This window comes from Salinirubellus litoreus (assembly GCF_037335815.1).
Taxonomy (GTDB): domain Archaea; phylum Halobacteriota; class Halobacteria; order Halobacteriales; family Haloarculaceae; genus Salinirubellus; species Salinirubellus litoreus.
This window is the reverse complement of record NZ_CP147841.1, coordinates 553,013-571,981: the sequence shown is the minus strand read 5'-3', so window position 1 is coordinate 571,981 and position 18,969 is coordinate 553,013. Positions and strand designations below refer to the sequence as shown.

Annotated in this window: 14 protein-coding genes; 8 read left to right on the top strand and 6 right to left on the bottom strand. The window is 64.8% G+C overall.

Annotation, left to right across the window (positions count from 1 at the left end):
- Positions 1 to 43: 43 nt before the first annotated feature.
- On the top strand, positions 44 to 349 hold the full coding sequence (locus WDJ58_RS02875) for a hypothetical protein (RefSeq protein ID WP_338916122.1): 306 nt from the start codon (positions 44 to 46) through the stop codon (positions 347 to 349).
- Between the two features lie 165 nt (positions 350 to 514).
- On the opposite strand, the gene WDJ58_RS02870 is transcribed toward WDJ58_RS02875, so the two are convergent.
- From WDJ58_RS02870 to WDJ58_RS02860, 3 genes are read right to left on the bottom strand one after another with little or no spacing between them, the layout of a single operon-like run.
- The gene (locus tag WDJ58_RS02870) at positions 515 to 2,203 is read right to left on the bottom strand and encodes a GMC family oxidoreductase (RefSeq protein ID WP_338916121.1); all 1,689 of its coding nucleotides are present in this window, start codon (positions 2,201 to 2,203) and stop codon (positions 515 to 517) included.
- A gap of 1 nt (position 2,204) precedes the next feature.
- Positions 2,205 to 2,732 (bottom strand): gluconate 2-dehydrogenase subunit 3 family protein, encoded by a 528-nt coding sequence (locus WDJ58_RS02865; protein ID WP_338916120.1) that lies wholly within the window; start codon positions 2,730 to 2,732, stop codon positions 2,205 to 2,207.
- 27 nt (positions 2,733 to 2,759) lie between these two features.
- Complete coding sequence (locus WDJ58_RS02860; protein ID WP_338916119.1) at positions 2,760 to 3,536, bottom strand: hypothetical protein; 777 nt, start codon at positions 3,534 to 3,536, stop codon at positions 2,760 to 2,762.
- 597 nt (positions 3,537 to 4,133) lie between these two features.
- On the opposite strand from WDJ58_RS02860, the gene WDJ58_RS02855 reads away from it, so the two are divergent.
- Positions 4,134 to 5,630 carry a lipopolysaccharide biosynthesis protein gene (locus tag WDJ58_RS02855; RefSeq protein ID WP_338917907.1) on the top strand — a complete coding sequence of 499 codons (1,497 nt, stop codon included), beginning with the start codon at positions 4,134 to 4,136 and terminating at the stop codon, positions 5,628 to 5,630.
- Here WDJ58_RS02855 and WDJ58_RS02850 read toward each other — a convergent pair.
- Entirely contained in the window at positions 5,627 to 6,829 is a 1,203-nt protein-coding gene (locus tag WDJ58_RS02850; RefSeq protein WP_338916118.1) for a glycosyltransferase, read from the bottom strand. The genes WDJ58_RS02855 and WDJ58_RS02850 overlap by 4 nt on opposite strands.
- A 271-nt stretch (positions 6,830 to 7,100) precedes the next feature.
- Here WDJ58_RS02850 and WDJ58_RS02845 point away from each other — a divergent pair, with 271 nt between their 5' ends.
- The 3 genes from WDJ58_RS02845 to WDJ58_RS02835 all read left to right on the top strand — a co-directional run bounded on the left by WDJ58_RS02845 (position 7,101) and on the right by WDJ58_RS02835 (position 11,302).
- Positions 7,101 to 8,525 (top strand): hypothetical protein, encoded by a 1,425-nt coding sequence (locus WDJ58_RS02845; RefSeq protein WP_338916117.1) that lies wholly within the window; start codon positions 7,101 to 7,103, stop codon positions 8,523 to 8,525.
- Between the two features lie 327 nt (positions 8,526 to 8,852).
- Entirely contained in the window at positions 8,853 to 10,163 is a 1,311-nt protein-coding gene (locus tag WDJ58_RS02840; protein ID WP_338916116.1) for a sulfatase, read from the top strand.
- Positions 10,160 to 11,302, top strand: coding sequence for a glycosyltransferase family 4 protein (locus tag WDJ58_RS02835; RefSeq protein ID WP_338916115.1), 1,143 nt, complete (start codon positions 10,160 to 10,162; stop codon positions 11,300 to 11,302). Before WDJ58_RS02840 ends, WDJ58_RS02835 begins: the two co-directional genes overlap by 4 nt.
- A gap of 33 nt (positions 11,303 to 11,335) precedes the next feature.
- Here the strand turns inward: WDJ58_RS02835 and WDJ58_RS02830 are convergent, their stop codons facing one another.
- Positions 11,336 to 12,934 carry an alkaline phosphatase family protein gene (locus WDJ58_RS02830; RefSeq protein WP_338916114.1) on the bottom strand — a complete coding sequence of 533 codons (1,599 nt, stop codon included), beginning with the start codon at positions 12,932 to 12,934 and terminating at the stop codon, positions 11,336 to 11,338.
- A gap of 229 nt (positions 12,935 to 13,163) precedes the next feature.
- Between WDJ58_RS02830 and WDJ58_RS02825 the strand changes: the two genes are divergently transcribed.
- On the top strand, positions 13,164 to 14,144 hold the full coding sequence (locus tag WDJ58_RS02825; RefSeq protein WP_338916113.1) for a hypothetical protein: 981 nt from the start codon (positions 13,164 to 13,166) through the stop codon (positions 14,142 to 14,144).
- Between the two features lie 111 nt (positions 14,145 to 14,255).
- Positions 14,256 to 15,344 (top strand): glycosyltransferase, encoded by a 1,089-nt coding sequence (locus WDJ58_RS02820; RefSeq protein ID WP_380661550.1) that lies wholly within the window; start codon positions 14,256 to 14,258, stop codon positions 15,342 to 15,344.
- Between the two features lie 698 nt (positions 15,345 to 16,042).
- Here the strand turns inward: WDJ58_RS02820 and WDJ58_RS02815 are convergent.
- On the bottom strand, positions 16,043 to 17,338 hold the full coding sequence (locus WDJ58_RS02815; protein WP_338916111.1) for a sulfatase-like hydrolase/transferase: 1,296 nt from the start codon (positions 17,336 to 17,338) through the stop codon (positions 16,043 to 16,045).
- A gap of 171 nt (positions 17,339 to 17,509) precedes the next feature.
- Here WDJ58_RS02815 and WDJ58_RS02810 point away from each other — a divergent pair, with 171 nt between their 5' ends.
- The gene (locus WDJ58_RS02810) at positions 17,510 to 18,937 is read left to right on the top strand and encodes an oligosaccharide flippase family protein (RefSeq protein ID WP_338916110.1); all 1,428 of its coding nucleotides are present in this window, start codon (positions 17,510 to 17,512) and stop codon (positions 18,935 to 18,937) included.
- The last annotated feature ends 32 nt before the right edge of the window (positions 18,938 to 18,969 follow it).

The window sequence follows — 18,969 nt, the reverse complement described above, 5'->3', positions numbered from 1 at the left end:
CAACGACTGCCGACGAGACGTGTATCGAACGCGGGGGACGAGCGTGAGCACCTGGGCCGACGTCGCGCGGCTCGCGACCGGGGTGAACGTGCTCCTGCTCGCCGGCCTCGCCTACGTGTGGGGCCGGAACTACGCCCGGCTCCGGTCGAAGCACACCCTGGGGCTGCTGCTGTTCTCGCTGTTCCTCCTCGCCGAGAACGGGCTCACGCTCTACTACTACTTGCTCGATCCCGATCTCTCGCTGTGGTTCAACACGCAGGTCCCGCCCATCGTCTGGCAGGCGACCATGGTGCTCCACGTCCTCCAGGCGGTCGGCCTCCTCTTTCTGGCCTGGGTGACCTGGGACTGACGTCCGCGCTGCCCGCTGACTCCTCGACGTGGCTACGTCCGGGGATCCTCCGCTCCCCCTTGGCCCGACTACGTACGCTCTCTCACGATAACCCCGGATGACACACCTGCCTGCTGTGGCGACGTGAGCACGTCCCGCGGTCTCCCGGCGACCGTCACCGTCTCGCTACAGGACCTCGCTGTCGAGGTGGTCGGCGAGCCGGAGGGCGGTCGCCGCGATCGTCAGCGTGGGCTGGCTCGCGCCGATGGTGATGAAGGTGCTGGCCCCCGAGATGTAGAGGTTCTCCACGTCGTGGGTGCGCTGGTTCGAGTCCACCACGCTCTCCGCCGGATCCGTCCCCATCCGCGTCGTCCCGGAGGAGTGACCGACGCCCTCGATGTAGGGGATACGCTCGACGTCTTCGACGTCCGCGTCGATGTGTTCGACGATCCGATCGATCACTTCGTGGGCACGCTCGCCGGTCCGTTCGAAGTACGACCCCGGGCTCCACGAGACGTCGGGAACGGGATCGCCGAAGTCGTCGGTCACGTCCTCGTTCAGCGTGATCCGATTCTCGGGGTCCGGCAGCGGCTCGATCTCCGCGACGATCCTGAAGTAGTGGCCGTATCCTCCCCGCATCGTCTCCAGCAGCTCGTCCCCCCACTCGATCGGCCGTTGCTCGCCGGCTAGACCTTCCAGCGTCGACGGTCCGGGGGAGGAGATCGTTCGCGACAGGCTCCCGACGGGGTCGCGCTGTCGCAGCGCGAGGTCCACGATCCTGGGTCCGCCCTCGTTCGAGAACTCGATCTTGAACGAGCCCGGGGGTGGGTCGCCGTCGGGTTCGTAGAACTGGTAGGACTCGGTCGTTCCGAACCCGATACGGTGCTGGCCGGTGAGCCCGTCCATCTTGCCGACGACTCCCACGTACGGGTGTTCCATGAAGTAGCGGCCGACGACCCCGCTGGAGTTGGCCAGGCCGTCGGGGTACTCGGCCGACTTCGAGAGAAGCAGGAGCCGCGGGTTCTCCACCGCACCCGCCGCGAGGACGAACGTCCGGGCGGTCTGTCTGTGCAGCTCCCCGTTCGGTGTCTGATAGCGGGCCGCCGTGAGCCGGTCGCCGTCCGCGTCGTGTTCGAGCCGCCGAACCACTGCCCGGTCGATGACCCGTGCGCCCTCCTCCACTGCCTTGCGGGCGTGGACGTCCGCGCTGTACTTCGCTCCGGACGGACAGACGGGCCTGCAGGTCCCGTAGCCGACGCACGGGCTCCTGTCGTCGTACGGCTCCGAATTGCGTGCGTTCGGGACCGAGTGGGTCACGATATCGATGTCCTCGCAGGCCTCGGCCAGTATCGAGTCCGAGTAGCTCGGCGGAAACGCCTCCATGGGGAACGGCTCCTCCCGTTCCGGCATGAACGGGTTGTCGTCGGCTCCGGCGACGCCGAGCTCGCGTTCGGCCTCCACGTAGTACGGCCGGAGGTCCTCGTACCCGATCGGCCAGTCCGATGCGACCCCGTATCGGCTCCGCATCTCGAAGTCCTTGGGCGCAAACCGGCTGACGCGGCCGCCCCAGTGGAGCGTCGACCCGCCGACACCCTTGGAACGCCGTACGTTCAGCGGGTAGGTCGCCTCCCCGCTGGTCGTGTACGCGTCCCGTTCCCGGTCGGTGTCCCACACGCCGACCGCGTCGTGGCCGGGACGGAGCGCCCGCTCCATCTGTGTCGGACGGTCCTCGAAGTCGAACCACTCGCCGGCCTCGAGAACCACTACGTCGTGGCCGGCCTCGGCCAGTCGGTACGCCACGAGCGATCCCGCCGGCCCCGCCCCGATCACGCAGACGTCCGCCCGCTCCGAGGGAGTTCGATCGCGGCCGGCCACGTCAGCTCCCCTCCGGCCGCCGCTGGTAGATCTCGATCCCGCCGGGGTGCCCCTTCGGGTTCTCGTTTCCGACGAGTCCTGCCCCCTTCGGCGTGGAGTAGAGCGCGTAGAGGAGCTCGTCGACGACGTAGTACCGGATTCGCTGTGCGACCGTTCCGTCAGGGTCGGGGTAGGCCCGGTCGGCCTCGGTCGCTCTGAGAACCTCGTCCCGGCGTCCTCCGTCCAGCGACGTGTAGCTCCGACCCGTCTCGCTCCGGCTCGTCGACCGAACCGTTTCGAGTGCCTCGGTCACTCCGGTCAGATACTCCTCGTCGACCGCCTGGCGTCCCAGGACGTACGTCTCGACGAAGTCGTCCGTGACCGTCACCGACGTCGGGTAGAGTACCTCGGCGGTCGACCGCAGCACCTCCCGGTCCGCTCCGGAGAGCGACCGCTGGCCGCCACCGGTCACCTCCTCGGCGAGCGCCGCCGAACCGACGAGCCCCCCCCCGGCGAGTGCGAGTATCGCGTCCCGCCTTGTGAGTTCCATCTACGGATACCTGGGGCAGGGATTCCATTAAAGTCTCGCCAATAGTCCACGGCGTGATCCCCCCCTGCGAAGGAGGATCCAGAGTAGAGCCAGCGACACCACCCCTAGGAGGGCCTGTGCGTACGTTCCCTGATCTCCCCAGAGGCGGATAAAGCTCAGCACGCTCGCCGGAAACTGTCGGGCGAGAATGGTCGGTGCCATCTGATCGGTGATTCTGAACAGGAAGCTCCCGAGGTACCCGAAGACGGCCCAGCAGGCCGCCACCAGAACGGCTATCAGCCGGGCAGTGGCCGACGGAGCCGCCCCCCGAACATCCCAGCGGTTCCAGTCGGTCCGCGTGACGGCCAGACGAACGAGCGGCCCCCCCACGATAGCCAGCGGGAGGGTCGCGGCGAGCGTCGGACCGACGGTGAGGCTGAACGCCGCCTGCCCCAGTACGTCGAGGAGCCACGCACTCGTCGTCGCGAGGACCACCACGCCACCGAGCGCCGCCCCGCAGTACCGGAGGTACCAGTTCACCGCTCCTCGATCCCGGTCACGCCCGTCACGGACCCAGAGGCGGCCCGCGACGGCTGCCGTCGCGAACGCGGAAATCGCCCAGATAACGCCGTACGTCCACCCGCTCAGGAGCGCCCCGGTGACGAGCAGTCCCGCGGCGGATCCCCATCGGGCCGGCTTTCCGACCACTACCGCAGCGGCGACGATGACGAGACCGATCGGCCGGATCCCGACGCCGATCCCGGCCGTCAGAACCCACTGGACGAGCGTGTTACTGATCGCGACCAGGATCGCGACCGAAACCACCACTCGCTGGAGGGCCCCGTGCTGTCCCTCGAGCGGTAGCCAGCGAACGTCCGTATCGGTCATGGCCGATCCTGGGGAAGGCGGCCCTTACGGCTTCCAGCTTTCATCTGATCCCCCCATGGATACAGTTCGGGGCATCGTGTCGGGGATATAAAAACGATCTGGCCTTTCAGGTCCCGCTCCCGTCCCCGGCCCGTCCCCTCGCCCAGCGTTTCCGCTACCGTCGAGCCCACGTCGTCCCGTATATACGCTGGACTGTCTAGACCCTTCCGAGCGTGAGAACCGTCGTTTTCCCGTGCTTCGACGTGCCGGACCCTATTCCCGAGGGGCGGTAATGATACGGCACACGATACACCGGTATCGGTCTCGACCCGGTCGACCTCTCGTAGACGATCCTCCCTCGCGGTATCGAACTCTCGCGGCTTATCGAACGTTCCGAGGGGCTCGACATCGGACCTGCGGCCACCTGCACGGCTTAGCGCCGTTCTGCAGGACCCCCATCGACGAGCCGAAAGTTATCGGAATCCAGTCAGTATACATATCGAAGAGAGCCAAAGGATATATTCTGTTTCTACCAGTTCGATTCGAATAGTGGGCATGCTTGATAAGCTGAAATATATCTATACTCGCCTGACTGCTGACGGTTCGACCGGCGAACAGGCAGTCCGAAGCGGCGTCTGGGTGACCGGCATAAACGTGGGGGATCGGGTGTTACAGATCCTCAAACTGGTCCTGCTCGCTCGTCTGCTTTCGCCTACTGCGTTCGGGTTACTGGGGATCGCATTACTGGTCGTCGCGGCGCTCAAGCAGTTCTCGCAACTGGGCTTCGACGAGGCCCTGATCCAGCACCGGGACGAGAACGTCGACGGGTATCTCAACACCGCGTGGGTGATGAAGGTCCTCCGGGGGCTCCTGATCGCGGTAGTCGCGTTCGCGTTCGCACCGTATATATCCGAATTCTTCGACGAACCCCAGGCACACCGACTCATTCAGGTACTCGGCGTATCACCCCTGATCCTCGGACTACAGAACCCGGCCGTCGTCTACTTCGAGAAGCATCTCAATTTCCACAAGGACTTCGTGTATCAGGTCGGCGGACGTCTCGTCGACCTCGTCGTCGCCGCCCTGTTCGCCCTCGCGTTCCGTAGCGTCTGGGCGCTGGTCGCGGGTATCGTCGCGATGAATCTCGCGAGGTTCGCCATCTCGTACGCGATCCATCCGTACCGCCCGACCATCGAGTTCGATCTCGAACGCGGTCGGGAGATGTTCGGGTTCGGGAAGTGGATGTTCGCGTCGTCGATCCTGATGTTCCTGTACGGACAGGGTGACGACGTGTTCGTGGGCTGGTTCTTTACGGCGTCGACCCTCGGGTTCTATCAGCTCGCGTATCGCTTCTCCAACGCGCCCGCGAGCGAGGTCACACAGGTCATCTCCCGCGTCGCTTTCCCCGCGTTCTCGAAGGTACAGGACGACGTGGACCGTCTCCGTAACGGGTACTTCCGCGCCGTCCAGCTATCGTCGATCGTCGCGTTCCCGATGGCCGCGGGCATCGCTGCGGTCGCCCCGCAGTTCGTACACGCGGCTCTGGGCACCCAGTGGGCTCCGATGGTACCCCTCATGCAGGTCCTGGCCGTGTGGGGCGCGATACGGGCTTTCGGTGCGAACGTGGGAGCCGTGTTCAAGGCGATCGGCCGTCCGGATTTCGACGTCCGTCTGCAGGTGATCAAGACCGCTACCATCGCCCTCACGATCTATCCGGCGGCGGAGTACTTCGGTGTCCTGGGTGTCGCCTTCGTTATCGTCGGGAGTTCGTTCGTCGTCCAGCCGATCGCGCTTCACCTCGTCCTGTCGAGCATCGATGGCGAGCTCGGAGAGCTTCTGGGGCTCGTCGCCTACCCGCTCGTCGGCAGCGTCTGTATGTTCGCTGCCGTAGTCGGGGTCGATACGTTCCTGCTCGCACGAGAGGGGCTCGTAGAACTCCTCGTCCTGATCGGGATCGGGGCGGTGAGCTACACCTGCTTCATGATCTCGGTCGAGAACTGGACGGGGTACGAGTTCGTCGGCCTCTATCGAGAAGTCAGACGGTCGCTTTAACCGGGGTTCGGTCCCGGAGCTCCCCTCTCGGAACGAAAGATGGCGACGAGCTTGTCCACCGACGTGGAGATATCGAACTTGTCCCTGACAGTTTTGTAACCGTTTTCGGCGATCCTCTGCCGGTATTCCGTATCCGTTAGCAAGTCCGCTATCACATCGCTCAGCCCGATCGGATCGTTGGGTTCGACGAGAACGCCGTCCTGGCCATCGGTGATCAGTTCCGGAATAGCCGAGATACACGTGGATACACACGCTGTCTTGCTCGCCATCGCCTCCTTGAGCGCTACCGGTGCGACGTCCCGGTCACCGTTCGCAGCGATAACACACGGAAGAACGAATATCTCGGCGTCGTGCAACTCCGACCGCAACCTGCTATCCGACACGTTCCCCAGGAACTCCACACACGCCCCGATCCCCCGCTCCTCGACCCTGGCCCGGAGGGACTCCTCCAGTTCTCCAGTGCCGACGATGTGATACTCGATGTCGTATCCCCGCTCGACGAGCTCGGCCACCGCGTCGATAGCGTACTCGTAGCCCTTCTTTTCGGTAAGCCGGGCGACTGTAAGCAGACGGCCCGGGACGCATCCTTCGGAGGGGTCGAACTTGTCCACCCGCGTGGTCGCAGGAACGACGGACATCTCCGTTTCGACACTCAGCTCACTGGACAGATATCGGCGATTGTACTCAGACGGGACGATGATGTGATCGACGCGAGAGAGGACGCGCTTTAACGCTCGTAGGTCGTGTGGTGCGAATATCTCGACAGCGTGCGCCGTGACGGTACACGGAACGTCGTGGTACGCAGCGGCATAGACGGCTCCGAGACGCCTCGGAACGGCGAAGTGCCCGTGAATAATATCCACGCCGCCGATACGTTCGATCATCTCCGAGATCTGTTTTCCGAGGTGCAGCCAGTAGGCGTACCGAAGCGGTTCGTCGATGAACAGAGCCTTCCTCAGTACGGATAGGTTTAGAACTTCGTCCGAGAAGAGCCCCGGGAGTAAGCTGATCGAGGGGGGAGTTGCGACCTCGGTAACGACATCGATCTCTTCGAATTCAGTGTGGGTGACCGCTTCTTCTGGGGAGCTGGTAGAGAAGACTGAAACAGTGTGTCCGCGTTTCTCCAGTTCGTAGATTTCGTTGATAACGAAGCTCTCGGATAATTTCGGAAACTGTTCGACGACGTAGAGGATGTCCATATAAGCGATCATCGGGAGATTACTGTAATTAGTTTTGGATTCTGTCGGTCGGGAGACCAGGATGCCGTCGGGCGAATCTTCCGTTAGGTGAGGGCGTGAATTCCTCGTTTGCGGTTGCGCCCTCGGCACACCGCTTCCGCCCCTGGGATCCTGACACTGTACCTTTGCCAGCGAACTCGGTTTTGTATCGAGTACGATTTAAAAAATTCACACTGTCGGGACGGGGGCGGCCAACAAGACTGATACCCGGCCCCGTAGACGTATTCTCCAGATGGAATTCACCGAGGTGACCGATCGGGTCCTCTCCCTCGAGGCCGACCTCGATCTGCTCGATCTCGAGGTCGCCGGGGTGCCGTTCTGGGAACGCGTCCGGTTCGACATCAATCGGACCCTCATGCAGGAACTCGGCGTTCTCAGCCAGGCACACACTCACGACGACCCCTCCTACGGCGAAGCGCTCTACCGGCTGACTCGAAACCTGTTCGTGGGGAACCCGTTGCTGGCACCCGAGGCGGATCTGCTCGTCTGGGGACACGAGCGCCGCAAGCAGCTCGAGGACGGGCTCTGGTGGGACATCTACTGTGACCCCGTGCTCGAACGAGTCGAGGAGGACTGGGTCTACCTCGAACGCGAGCACGAGGGCGGTCACCTCACCCCGGCGCGGACGGAGCAGGTCTACTACCTGGACTGGATCAACTACGCGTCGCGGTTCCCCTCGAAGCTGCTCCCCGGCTCCGTCAGGCCCACGTCGTTGCTGTTCTCCGCGGCCGAACGGGATACACTCGCCCGTATCGAACGCGAGATCGCGGATCGGTTCGGCGTCACGATCGACGTCGAGGAACGGGTCGAGGAGCGTCTGCTGCGTCGGCGGGTGAAGCTCCCCATCTACCGTCGAGTCCTCCGCCGTGTCGATCCCGACGTCGCCGTCGTAGTAGTGAGCTACGGGCGGGAGACGTTCGTCGAGGCGTGCCGGCTGGAGGGGATCCCCGTCGCCGAACTCCAGCACGGTGAACTCAGCGAGTACCACATGGGCTATCACTACCCGAACGGGCCGAAGCGCGACTTCCCGGACTACTTCCTCGCGTTCGGGGAGTTCTGGACCTCCGCGGCCGACTTCCCCATCCCCGAGGAGCGGATCCTCCCGGTCGGCTATCCGTACCTCGAACGCCGTGCGACGCGGTTCACCGGCGTCGAGTCCGAACGACAGGTGGTGTTCCTCTCACAGGGGGAGTCCGGCGAGCGCCTCTCCCGGATCGCGACCGAGTTCGCCGCGCTCGAACACGACTGGTCGGTCGTCTACAAGCTCCACCCCGGCGAGTACAGCCGCTGGCGCGAGGCGTACCCCTGGCTCGAGGACGCGCCCCTCCGGGTCGTCGACAGCTCCGAGCCGCCGCTGTACGAACTGTTCGCCCGCTCGCGGGCGCAGGTCGGGGCCTACTCGACGGCGCTCTACGAGGGACTGTACTTCGATCTGGACACCTACGTCGTCGACGTTCCCGGGATCGAGTGTGTACAGGGCCTGCTCGACTCGGGCGGGGCGACGCTGGTCCGATCGATCGATACGCTGGCCGAACGTCTCCGCGGCTCGTCGGGGGGTACCGGCGTCGATCCGGGCCGGTTCTTCCGTCGCGGGGCCGAGGAGAACGTCGTCTCCGCGCTCCGATCGATCCGGACCGGTGCCGACAGCCCCGAGTGATCGGCGATCCCTGTAGCGACTCTTCCACCTGGGAGGACGCCGCCCACGGATATCGGATCGGCCCGCTCTCGCCCGCCGTCCAGGTTCGGGACACGCGGAGGGAGTATCACTTACTTTAACTTCCGGCGGCAGTGCGAACCGTCTCCGAGCCGATTTCGGCGGTGGTGACCGCTTTCGACCGATCCCGGGCGCGGATCGATCGATGTCGGTCGATTTCAAGAAAACATATATACTTCTGGACTCAGATTTTCAACACGAAAACGCCGGAGGTTTCGGTGGCGTGCGGCCACCAACGTATTACGAACACGAGTCTACAATTCACCAAGCATGGCCTCATCGAAGAACATCATCCTCGTCACGCTGGATGCACTACGGGCGGATCATCTCTCTTCCTACGGGTACGAGCGGGAGACCTCGCCCTTCCTCGACGACCTGGCGGCCGGGGCGACCCGGTTCGAGTGGACGTTCAGTGCCAGCTCCCACACCAGGGAGGCCGTCCCGTCGATCCTCACCGGTCGATATCCGGACCGGGCCGTCGACAACCGCTTCCGGCGCAGCGCGGACACGATCGCGGAACGGCTCCGGCGGGAGGGGTTCACGACCGCGGGCTTCCACTCGAACCCGTTCGTCTCGCGAGCGTACGGGTTCGATCAGGGGTTCGACACCTTCTACGACGACCTCCACCTGGGAAGCAACAGGCTGCTCGCGCTCGCACAGCGCGCGCTCGACAAGCTCAGGAGCCGACACTACGCCCGGGCGAGCGAGATCAACGAGCGGTCGCTCGACTGGCTCGACTCCCTCGACGGGGATCGCCCGTTCTTCCTCTGGAACCACTACATGGACCCGCACGGCCCCTACGAGGCTCCCGCGGAGTACCAGCGCCGGTTCCACGACGAGACCGTCCCGAAGAAGGAGGGCCAGAAGCTCTACTACCGGGCGATCGACGATCCCGAGAGCATCACCGACGCGGAACGCCAGCGTCTCGTCGACCTCTACGACGCGGAGATCGCCTACAGCGACGACCACCTCTCGGCGTTCTTCGACGCGCTCGAGAGCCGTGATCTGCTCGAGGACTCGCTCGTCCTGATCACCGCGGATCACGGCGACGCCTTCGGCGAGGAGGGCTACTACGAGCACCCGCGCTACCTGCACGACGAGCTCGTCCACGTCCCGCTTATCGTGACCGGCGCGGACGTCGAACGGGGGACGGTCGACTCCCCGACGAGCACGCTCGACGTCGTCACGACGGCGCTCTCGGCGGTCGATCACCCCGTCGGTGACCTCCCGGGCGAGGACCTCCGCGACGTCGCGGCCACGCCCGAGTCGTTCGCCGACCGGACCGTCATCTCCCAGGCCCGCGGGGAGAAAGAGGACGCCGACGTCCGCCGGTTCAGCGCTCGCACCCGGACGACGACGTGCTTCGCCGAGTACGACACCCGGACCGAACGACTCGATCTGGAGTGTCGTGCCCGGGACGGGAACGGGATCGGTGACTCCGACCGGGAGGCCATCGAGGAGGCCCTGCGGGCACACGTCGGCGAGCACGCCGGCGGGGGGGACGGGGCCAGCGAGGGCGAGGAGTCCGAAGAGGTGAACGAGGAGATCCAGGATCGCCTCTCGGCGCTCGGTTACAAATGAGACGGCTGCGGGTCGCGATGATTCAGGACGACTGGTGGCCCCGGACCGGCGGTGGGCCGGTCCACGTCAGGAAGCTCTCCGAGTCGCTCGCGACGGAGTTCGACTGCGAGATAGACGTCTACACGCGCAGCCTGAAGCGCAGCGACGGGAAGCCGTTCACCGCGACCGAACGCCTCGCCGGGGGAGCGGTCACCGTCCACCGACTGGGCCCCTGTACGGACTACTGGGATCGGATCGGTCGTGCCTCCTCCCTGGTGTCCCCGATCCTGCCGGTGCTCCGGGGGGACTACGACGTCGTCCACGGCCACACGTTCCTGCCGGCGTTCCCCACCAAGGTCGCCTCGACATTCGGTCGGATACCCTCCGTGTTCACCGTCCACGGGACGGCGCTGACCTCGGGGGTCGGGCACGACACGACCGGGCTCTCGCGTCTCAAACGGGTCGTCGAGCGGCAGTTCCTCCTCGGGTTCGACTACGATCACGTCATCTCGGTCAACGAGGAGCACATCGGGCTGCTGAAGCGGACCCAGTCGAACGTCAGCTGTATCCCCAACGGGGTGGACCTCGACCAGTTCGACGTCGACGAACCGACGGTCGACGGCCGCATCGTCTTCCTCGGCCGGCTCGCCCCGAAGAAGCGCGTCTCCGACCTCGTCCGCGCCTTCGACCACATCGCGACCGATTATCCGGACGCGGAGCTGGTGGTCGTCGGCGAGGGACCGCTCGGCGAGGAGCTGCGGGAACTGGCGGTAGAGCTCGGTGTCGCCGACCGCGTCACGTTCACCGGTCGGGTCGAGGAGGACGAGATCCCCGGGTACTACGCCTCCGCCGAGCTGTTCGTCCTCCCCTCCGTGTGGGAGGGCCACCCGCTGACGCTCCTCGAGGCGTGGGCCGCGAGCCGTCCGGTCATCGCCAGCGACGTCGAGGGGATCGCCGAGTTCGTCGACCACGGCGAGACGGGTTACCTGGTCGAGTCACGGAATCCGGCGGCCCTCGCCGACGCGCTCAGGTACGCGTTCGACCACCCCGAGGAGGCGCGAGCGTGGGGCGAGGCCGCACGCGAGCGAGCGGAACGGGAGTTCTCCTGGGAGACCGCCGCCCGCCGGACGCGGGAGATCTACGACCGCGTCGTGTCGTAGCGCCCTATCCCGTACACCCCGCTTGCGCCCTGTTCACTCCATGTAGCCCAGATCGGCCAGCCGCTCCTCGACGTCCGAGTCGGTTCCGCCCGCCGACCCGTAGTCGATGTCGGCGATCGACCGCCACGACACCTCCTCGGCCGACGGCTGGCAGACCGGGAGGACGGATCCGTCGCGGTCGCCGTCGAGCGGAAGGTCGAGCAGCGAGGCCAGCGTCGGGGCGACGTCGAGGATCGACGCCCGGTCGAGCGTCGCGTCGGCCAGCGCCGGCCCGGCGGCGACGAGTATCCCGTCGGGCCTGTGGTTCTGGTGTTCGTAGCGCCGGAAGGGACCGACGATCGAGCCGCTGACGTCGTAGTCGTAGTCCCGCGGGTAGAGCAGCAGGTCGGGGGCGTCCTCCAGGTGCGGGCCGTCGTAGACCGCCTCCTTGCGCTTGATCTCGTCGAACACGAGTTCGCCGTCGGGATCACGGATCTTCCCGAGTTCCTCGATCAGCTCGTCGCGGAGCGCCTCGTACTCCGACTCCGAGAGGGTCCCGGCGGGTTCGCGCCCGGCGCGGTTGAGGTGGACGCCGAGGCTGTTGAAGAATATCTGGAACGCGTCGGAGCGTTCCCAGTCCACGGTCCGGTTCTGTGCGGAGACCAGCACCGACTCCGGGAGGAGCCGCTCGACCGTCCGCGCGAGCCCGACGGAATCGAGCGCCGAGTGGACGCGGTTCGGGGTGAGCCCGACCTTCGAGGCGGCCGACATCCCCGCCCCGAGGAGATCGGTGACCGCCGACTCCTTTTCTCCCTCCTCGCCCTTCAGCTCCGACTTCCGGGTCCGGAAGTACTCCGTCTCCCCCTCGGTCGTCTCGCAGTAGCCGTGCTCCGCGAGCCACTCGTTGACGTAGAACGTCCAGTGGTAGTCGCCCATCCCGTGGTCGGAGGCGACGAGGACCGTCGGGTCCTCGCCGAGGTCCACGATGTCGCCGACGAACCCGTCGACCGCCGAGAGGACCTCGAACCGCTCCGCCGGGTCCTCGAGGTCGTGGAACACGGAGTCGGTCACCTGGAACTGGACGGCGAGCAGGTCCCAGTCGAACCGTTCGTCGAGGAATCGAGCCATGTCACGGCGACCGCGTGCGACGTCGATGTACCCCTCCACGGCGTCGTCCTCGGCACCGTACTCGGGGTAGATGACGTACTCGCCGTACTCGTCCTCGTAGGCCTCCCGGATGCCCTCCGGGTGGAACGGCGCGTCCTCGGGCGCGATGTAGCCCGGGACGATGGCCCCGTCGTCGTATCGGGGGACCGGGTGGGTGACCGGGAAGTTGATGCTCACGACCGACCGTCCCTCGGCGGCCGCGACGTCCGTGAGGTACGGCGCGTCGACGTCGCGCCGGTCGGCGAGCCGCTTCTCGTAGCCGTCGCGGGTGAAGAAGTCGAAGAGACCGTGTGCGCCGGGGTTCCGCCCGCTCTGGAGCGACGGCCACGCACAGGGCGTCCACGGCGGGTGCGTGCTCTCCAGATCCGCGCTCGCCCCCTCCTCGCGGAGCGCCGCGAGCGTGGGGAGCCTCCCCGCCTCGAGGGCCGGCTCGAGGACGTCCCACCCGAGACCGTCGAGGCCGATGAGGACGACGTCGTCTGACATTACCCTCCCAATCGGAGACGGAACAGATGGTACTGTCGGTTATACCGGAGGAGAAAACGCCGTCGGGACCCGTCCTTCTCGCACCCACAGTGCCGTTCGGAACCCGTTTCAGCCCCTCGGACGACAACGGATCGGACACCGATCGTCTCCCGGCGGGTCACCGAACGCTACTACAGCTGGCAACCGACACGGTAGGTATAATAAAGGCCGAGCGGTCGTCCTATCTGATATGGGGAGACTGGCGAGCAGGCTCCGGCAACGGATCTACTCCGACCGGCTGACCAGGCAGTTGTACGCGATCTACTTCCTCCCGTGGATGACGTTCACCGCCCGATATCCCGTCGGGCGGCAGATATACGATCACGAGTGGGACGCGCTGATCGTCCTGGATGCCTGTCGCGTCGACGCCATGCGGGAGGTCGCACCGGAGTACGATTTCATCCAGGACGTCGAACGAGTGGTCAGCGTGGGGAGCACGTCCAAGGAGTGGATCTCGAACACGTTCACCGAACGATACCGGGACGAGATACGCGACACCGCCTGTGTCAGCGCGAACTCGTGGGTTGATACCGTGCTCACCGAGGACGTTGACTGGGGGTTCTGGACCGCGACGAAGGAGTCGTTCCTCGAATCGCACGAGATGTTCTCGCGGTTGATGGCCCGCGATACCGTCCTCCAGTCCGACTTCGAGACGTTCGAGAGTATCGGGGGTCTCGGGGCCAACGAGTCGTTCGGCGTCACGACCGCCGAGGACGTGACCGACTACGCTATCCACACGGCCCGCCGGAGCGACGCGAACCGTCTCCTCGTCCACTACATGCAGCCCCACGCTCCGTATCTCGGCCACATCGACGCGGACGGGAACATCGACGAGGTCGATCACAAACCCTTCGAGGCGCTGCGAGCGGGCGCGGACGGGGACGACGTCTGGGAGCGATATTTGGACAACCTCCGATACGTCCTCTCGAACGTCGAACGTCTCCTGGAGAATCTGGATGCGAACCGGGTCGTCATCACCGCCGACCACGGCGAGATGTTCGGGGAGCTCGGACTGTACGAGCACATCGGCGGGATCCCCCATCCGGCCCTCAAGACCGTCCCCTGGGTGGAGACGACGGCAACGGATACTCACTCGTACGAGCCGGAGATCGAGACGAGAACCGACGAGACGGCGGTCGAGGACCGGTTGGCTGACCTCGGCTACCTCTGAGTTCGAGTGGCACCTCTCCGAGGCAGCACCGCCGATCGAATGAGAGCAACAATTAACCCCGGGTACCGTGATCTGATACTACGATCGATGAGTTCTACACCACGGGTTTATATGTTGAGCAACCAGCTGGGCGCGGGCGGTGTCCCACAGGTGATCTACAACGTCTGCGAGCATCTCCACGACTCCGACATCGACGTTCGAATCGGCTATCTCGGCGGCAACGACGAGTCGGTCGAGCGACTCCGTGGACTGGGATACACCGTGGAGCGGATCGGGGACGGGTTCCCCGAGATAGAACAGCCCATCTCACTCTACCGCGCTATCGCCGACTACGATCCCGACATCGTTCACACCCACATGGCACCGGCATCGATGCTCGGCCGTCCGATCGGTTCACTGGTGGGCGCTGCCGTCGTGTCTACCGTCCACAACATATACACCGAACACTCCGGATTCGCCAAGCTCATGGACTATCCGACGTCCCACCTCTGTGACGCGGTCGTTCTGGTCTCGAACGCGGTCCGTGATTCCCTTCCACCGACGTACGGGATCGGTGCGGAGAAGGCGGTCATCCACAACTGCATCGACGCGGAGGCGGTCAGACAGCAGGGGGAGGTACCGCTGGATGACCTCCCGTGGGGGGATCGGATACGCGGAGGGGGGTCGGTGGTCGCTAACGTGGCCCGGTTCAGCAAGAAGAAGGGTCAGCACGACCTCGTAGCCGCTCTGCCGGATATCGTCGATCGGTTCCCCGGTTCGAAGCTCGTCATGACTGGGTGGGGTCCGATGAAGGCGGAACTGGAGACCCAGGCGACCCGCCTCGGGGTCCGGGAGAACGTCGTCTTCCTGGAGAAAGTCGAGAACCCCTACGCCGTCTACTACCACGCCGACGTGATCGCCTTCCCGTCGAGGTTCGAGGGGTTCAGTATCGGGCTACTGGAAGCGATGGCTTTCGGCCGACCCATAGTCACGACCGATATCGCCCCGTTCGTCGAGGCGCTGGGTGAGGACTACCCGACCGTCTCCGTCGGGGAACCGTCCGAGCTGGCCGATCGGATAGTCGCGTTCCTCTCGGCCCCGGAACGGGCTGCTCGTCGGGGTGAGAGGCTCCGTACGCGGGTCGACGGACGGTTCTCGGGAGACGTCGCCGCGAGGAAACACGCCGATCTGTACCGGCGACTCGCTGCGACACGAAGGTGACGAATTCCGGGGTCTGTCGACACTCCACCAGCCCTTCCCTCTGTCCAGCGCCGACTAGATCTCACTGGCGAGCCCGCTCCGTGGGTTGCCCTCGTCTTCCGATCCAGCAGGTGAACGCCGAACTCACCGATGTTCTCCCTGTATTCGCTTCGCTCCGGAGCCGGTGATTGCCTCCCATACCTCATCGGTGTCCCGATAGGTAGTCCGATCCTCGCGTACCAGATATTTACGTGACGCTTCCCTGGATGAGATCGTGCCCGTCGGTTCGGGGAGTCGGCGAACGCGTCGACCTCGTTCACGAACTCCGAGGTTGACGAAGTTGTCGTTCAGGGGCATTTGCCAGTCGGTTGTACCTTTCCGTTGCTGGTTGTATCGGGGCGTTATTTGGACTTCAGCTCCAGCTCGATAAATTTCGAAATAGACGACGGACCGAACTCATCCCGTGAGCCGTTCGGTAGTCGGTCGCCCGAGCCAACGCCAATGAGATGATGTGTCCGGCCGGTCTCCGGTGTCTCCACCGAAAATACCCTGACCTCCCGTTCCGGTCGAGACGAGGGGATCACTCTCGATCCGACGAACGGCGATTCCGGTGCCCGTACAGCCCTCGCGTGTCTATCACGCCGGAGCTACCCTCCTCAGTCAAAACGATCCACCGCAGAGGCCGATCGGGTCCTCCGGGTTCGGCGGTCCCGAGGTCCCTACTCCTGAAGATATCCGAGCGACTGTAGGTGGTCTCTCATCCCCTCGCTCTCGATGGATCCCGTCGCGGAGGGGGGCGCCGGAAGCGATTCGAGGTACTCCTCTCGTCTCCGTTCGAACTCCGAGACGACGTCGGATTCCTCCTCGCTGCGGTCCGTCGTCTCTCCCGGGTCCCTCGAGAGGTCGTACAGTTCCACCCCGTCGGTTCCCCTGATGTACTTCCAGCGGTCCCCACGGATGGTGATGGCGCTGTCGCTCTCGGTCCGCGAGACGGCGTACTCCGTAGTCCAGTCCGTGTGATCCACCTCCTCGCCGCGGGCGTGAGACAGCACCATATCCGGTATCACGACGGTCGAGACGACGTCGTCGACGGTCCCCTCGACCTCGCCGTCGTACAACAGCAGCGGGACGTGGACGTTCTCCTCGTAGAGGACGGGCTGGTGGCCGTAGGTCCCGTGCTCGCCGAACGACTCGCCGTGGTCGGAGTGGACGAGCAGCACGGTCTCCTCGTCGATGTCGGATCGGAGCCGACCGATGAACGCGTCGACCGAGCGCACGCCGTCACGGTACGCCTTCCTCAGCGATCGGAGCGTTCCCTCGTTGAGAGAGGTCTTGTAGTGTGATTTCCCCTCGGTCCGGTTGAGCGGGTCGTTCGCGCGGACCGTGGCCGAGTACATCTCGAACGTCGAGGTCTCCTCTCGGTCCTGTTTGGGGACGAGGTACGGGTTGTGCGTGTCGAGGAGGAAGATCCAGGTGAACACCGGTCCGTCGACCGATTCTATCGCCTCGATAGCCTCGTCGTAGAAGCTTCGCCACGTGCAGAACCAGGAGTCGCTGTAGAACCAGTGGTCGAACGCCCTGGCCACCCTCTCGAGCGGCGTCCCCCTGAAAACCCGCTCGACCGAGCCACCGGTCCGGCCGACCTCGTGGAACTGGTCGAACCCCGTATCGAACTCGTTGTCGACGGACGTCCAGGGGTTCGCCGTGAACGCGAGGGTCGTGTATCCCTCCTCCTGCATCGCCTCGCTCACGGTCTCGAACTCCCGGATGTGATTACGTATCCGCGCGACGCGCTCGCCGTACTTCGAGGTGTCGTGGTTCGTCACCGCGAACGGGACGCCGGTGTGCGTTACCGGGACCGACGAGAGGGTACGCGGTCCGGGCGAGATCGCGGACGTGAACGCGAGCGACTCCGCCGCGAGCTCGCTCAGGTTCGGAGTGATGTCGAGGTCGCTCTGCCAACCACAATGATCCGCCCGCAGACTATCGACCGTGACTGTGATGATGTCGTCCATGTGTAAATCAGCGGGTTGCGAGGTATAATCGTGCTGTTGATGTGATTCTACCGGCCGACTCGGCTCCCGGATCGGCGGAACGAACCGATTATACCCTCTCCGCCGGTACCGCTACCAGTGTCGGTACTGGTCGTACGGGTTGACGGGTTCGTGTCGCCGGGAACATAACCGATGAAGATCGGCAAGACGACCTCCGACGTGCTGTTCAGCGGGGTCATAAACGTCGCTATCCGCCTGCGTGGCCTGGTGTTCATCCCGCTGATCACGATAAGCCTCGGTGTCGACGCGTTCGGTGCGTACACACAGATCTTGTCGATCGCGAGCCTGCTGGAGCTGATCTTCGGTCTCGGACTGCACGCCGGTCTGGTCCGCTACGGGAGACGTTCCGTTGACACCGCGGACCTCTACTACTCGCTCCTCGTCGTCGCGAGTCTGAGCACGCTGGTCGTCACCGCCGTTGTGGCGGTCTTCGCCGAACAACTGGCGACGCTCACTCTCGGCGACGCGGGATACGCGTCGGCGTTCCGGATCGGCGCGCTCCTGATCCTGATCCGGACGGTCTTCCGGTCCGCACAGAACTACTTCCGGATCGATTCGAGGATCAAGGTGTTCTCCGCCGTCGAGGGGATCAGAGCCTACGGTGACATCACCGCCGTCGCGATCAGCGTCTACGCGCTCGGGCTGGGCCTCGACGGCCTGTTCACCTCGATGGTCCTGTTCGAAGCGGCCTTTCTCGGGGTCTTGCAGCTACAGATCGTTCGGGAGGTCGGGATCACGATTCCTTCGTTCCCGGATCTGCGGGCGAACCTGGAGTACTCCGTCCCGGTCGCCATCTCCTCGCTCGCCGGCAACGTCTCCTCGCGCGTCGACCGGATCATGATCGGGTTCTTCCTGGGAGCGTCGGCCGTCGGCGTTTACTCGATCGCGTACCAGATCGCGGTCGCGATGTCGATGTACGTCAAACCGATCGAGCAGACGTTCTTCCCCGAGTTCTCGGACTTCATCGACGAGAACCGGTACGAGAAGTGTGCCAACTACCTCCGTACCGGCACGCGATACTTCCTGATAATCGCCGTCCCCACGGCCGGCGGGATGTTCCTCATCGGTCCGGACGTCATCTCGATACTGACCGCGGGTCAGGGGACGCCGTCCCCCTACCTGGTCGGCGTGATCGCGCTGGGGATCACGATCGGCGGGATCGAGCGGCTCACCGGGACGATACTCGACGCGGTCGAGGAGACGGCTCTGAGAGCGAAGATCATCTGGGCCGGCGCGGTCGCCAACATACTGATCAACGCGGTCCTGATACCGAGCTTCGGTATAATGGGTGCGGCTGTCGCGACGGTCCTGACGTTCGTCCTGATCGCCGGTCTCACGATCTATCGGGTGGCGGATATACTCCCGTCGACTCTCCCCTGGCTCACGGTCGGTCGGACCGTAGCAGCGACCCTCGTGATGATCGTCGTCGCCGAGACGTTCGTCCCCGACCGGATCGTCATCACCGTCGTGCTCTCGGCGCTCCTCTACTTCGGAGCGCTCTTCGCCAGTCGGGAACTGACACTGAGCGAGCTGCGGACGCGACTCCCGATCCAGCGGTAGCGGATCCCTCGGTGAACCGAGTTTCAGCCTCG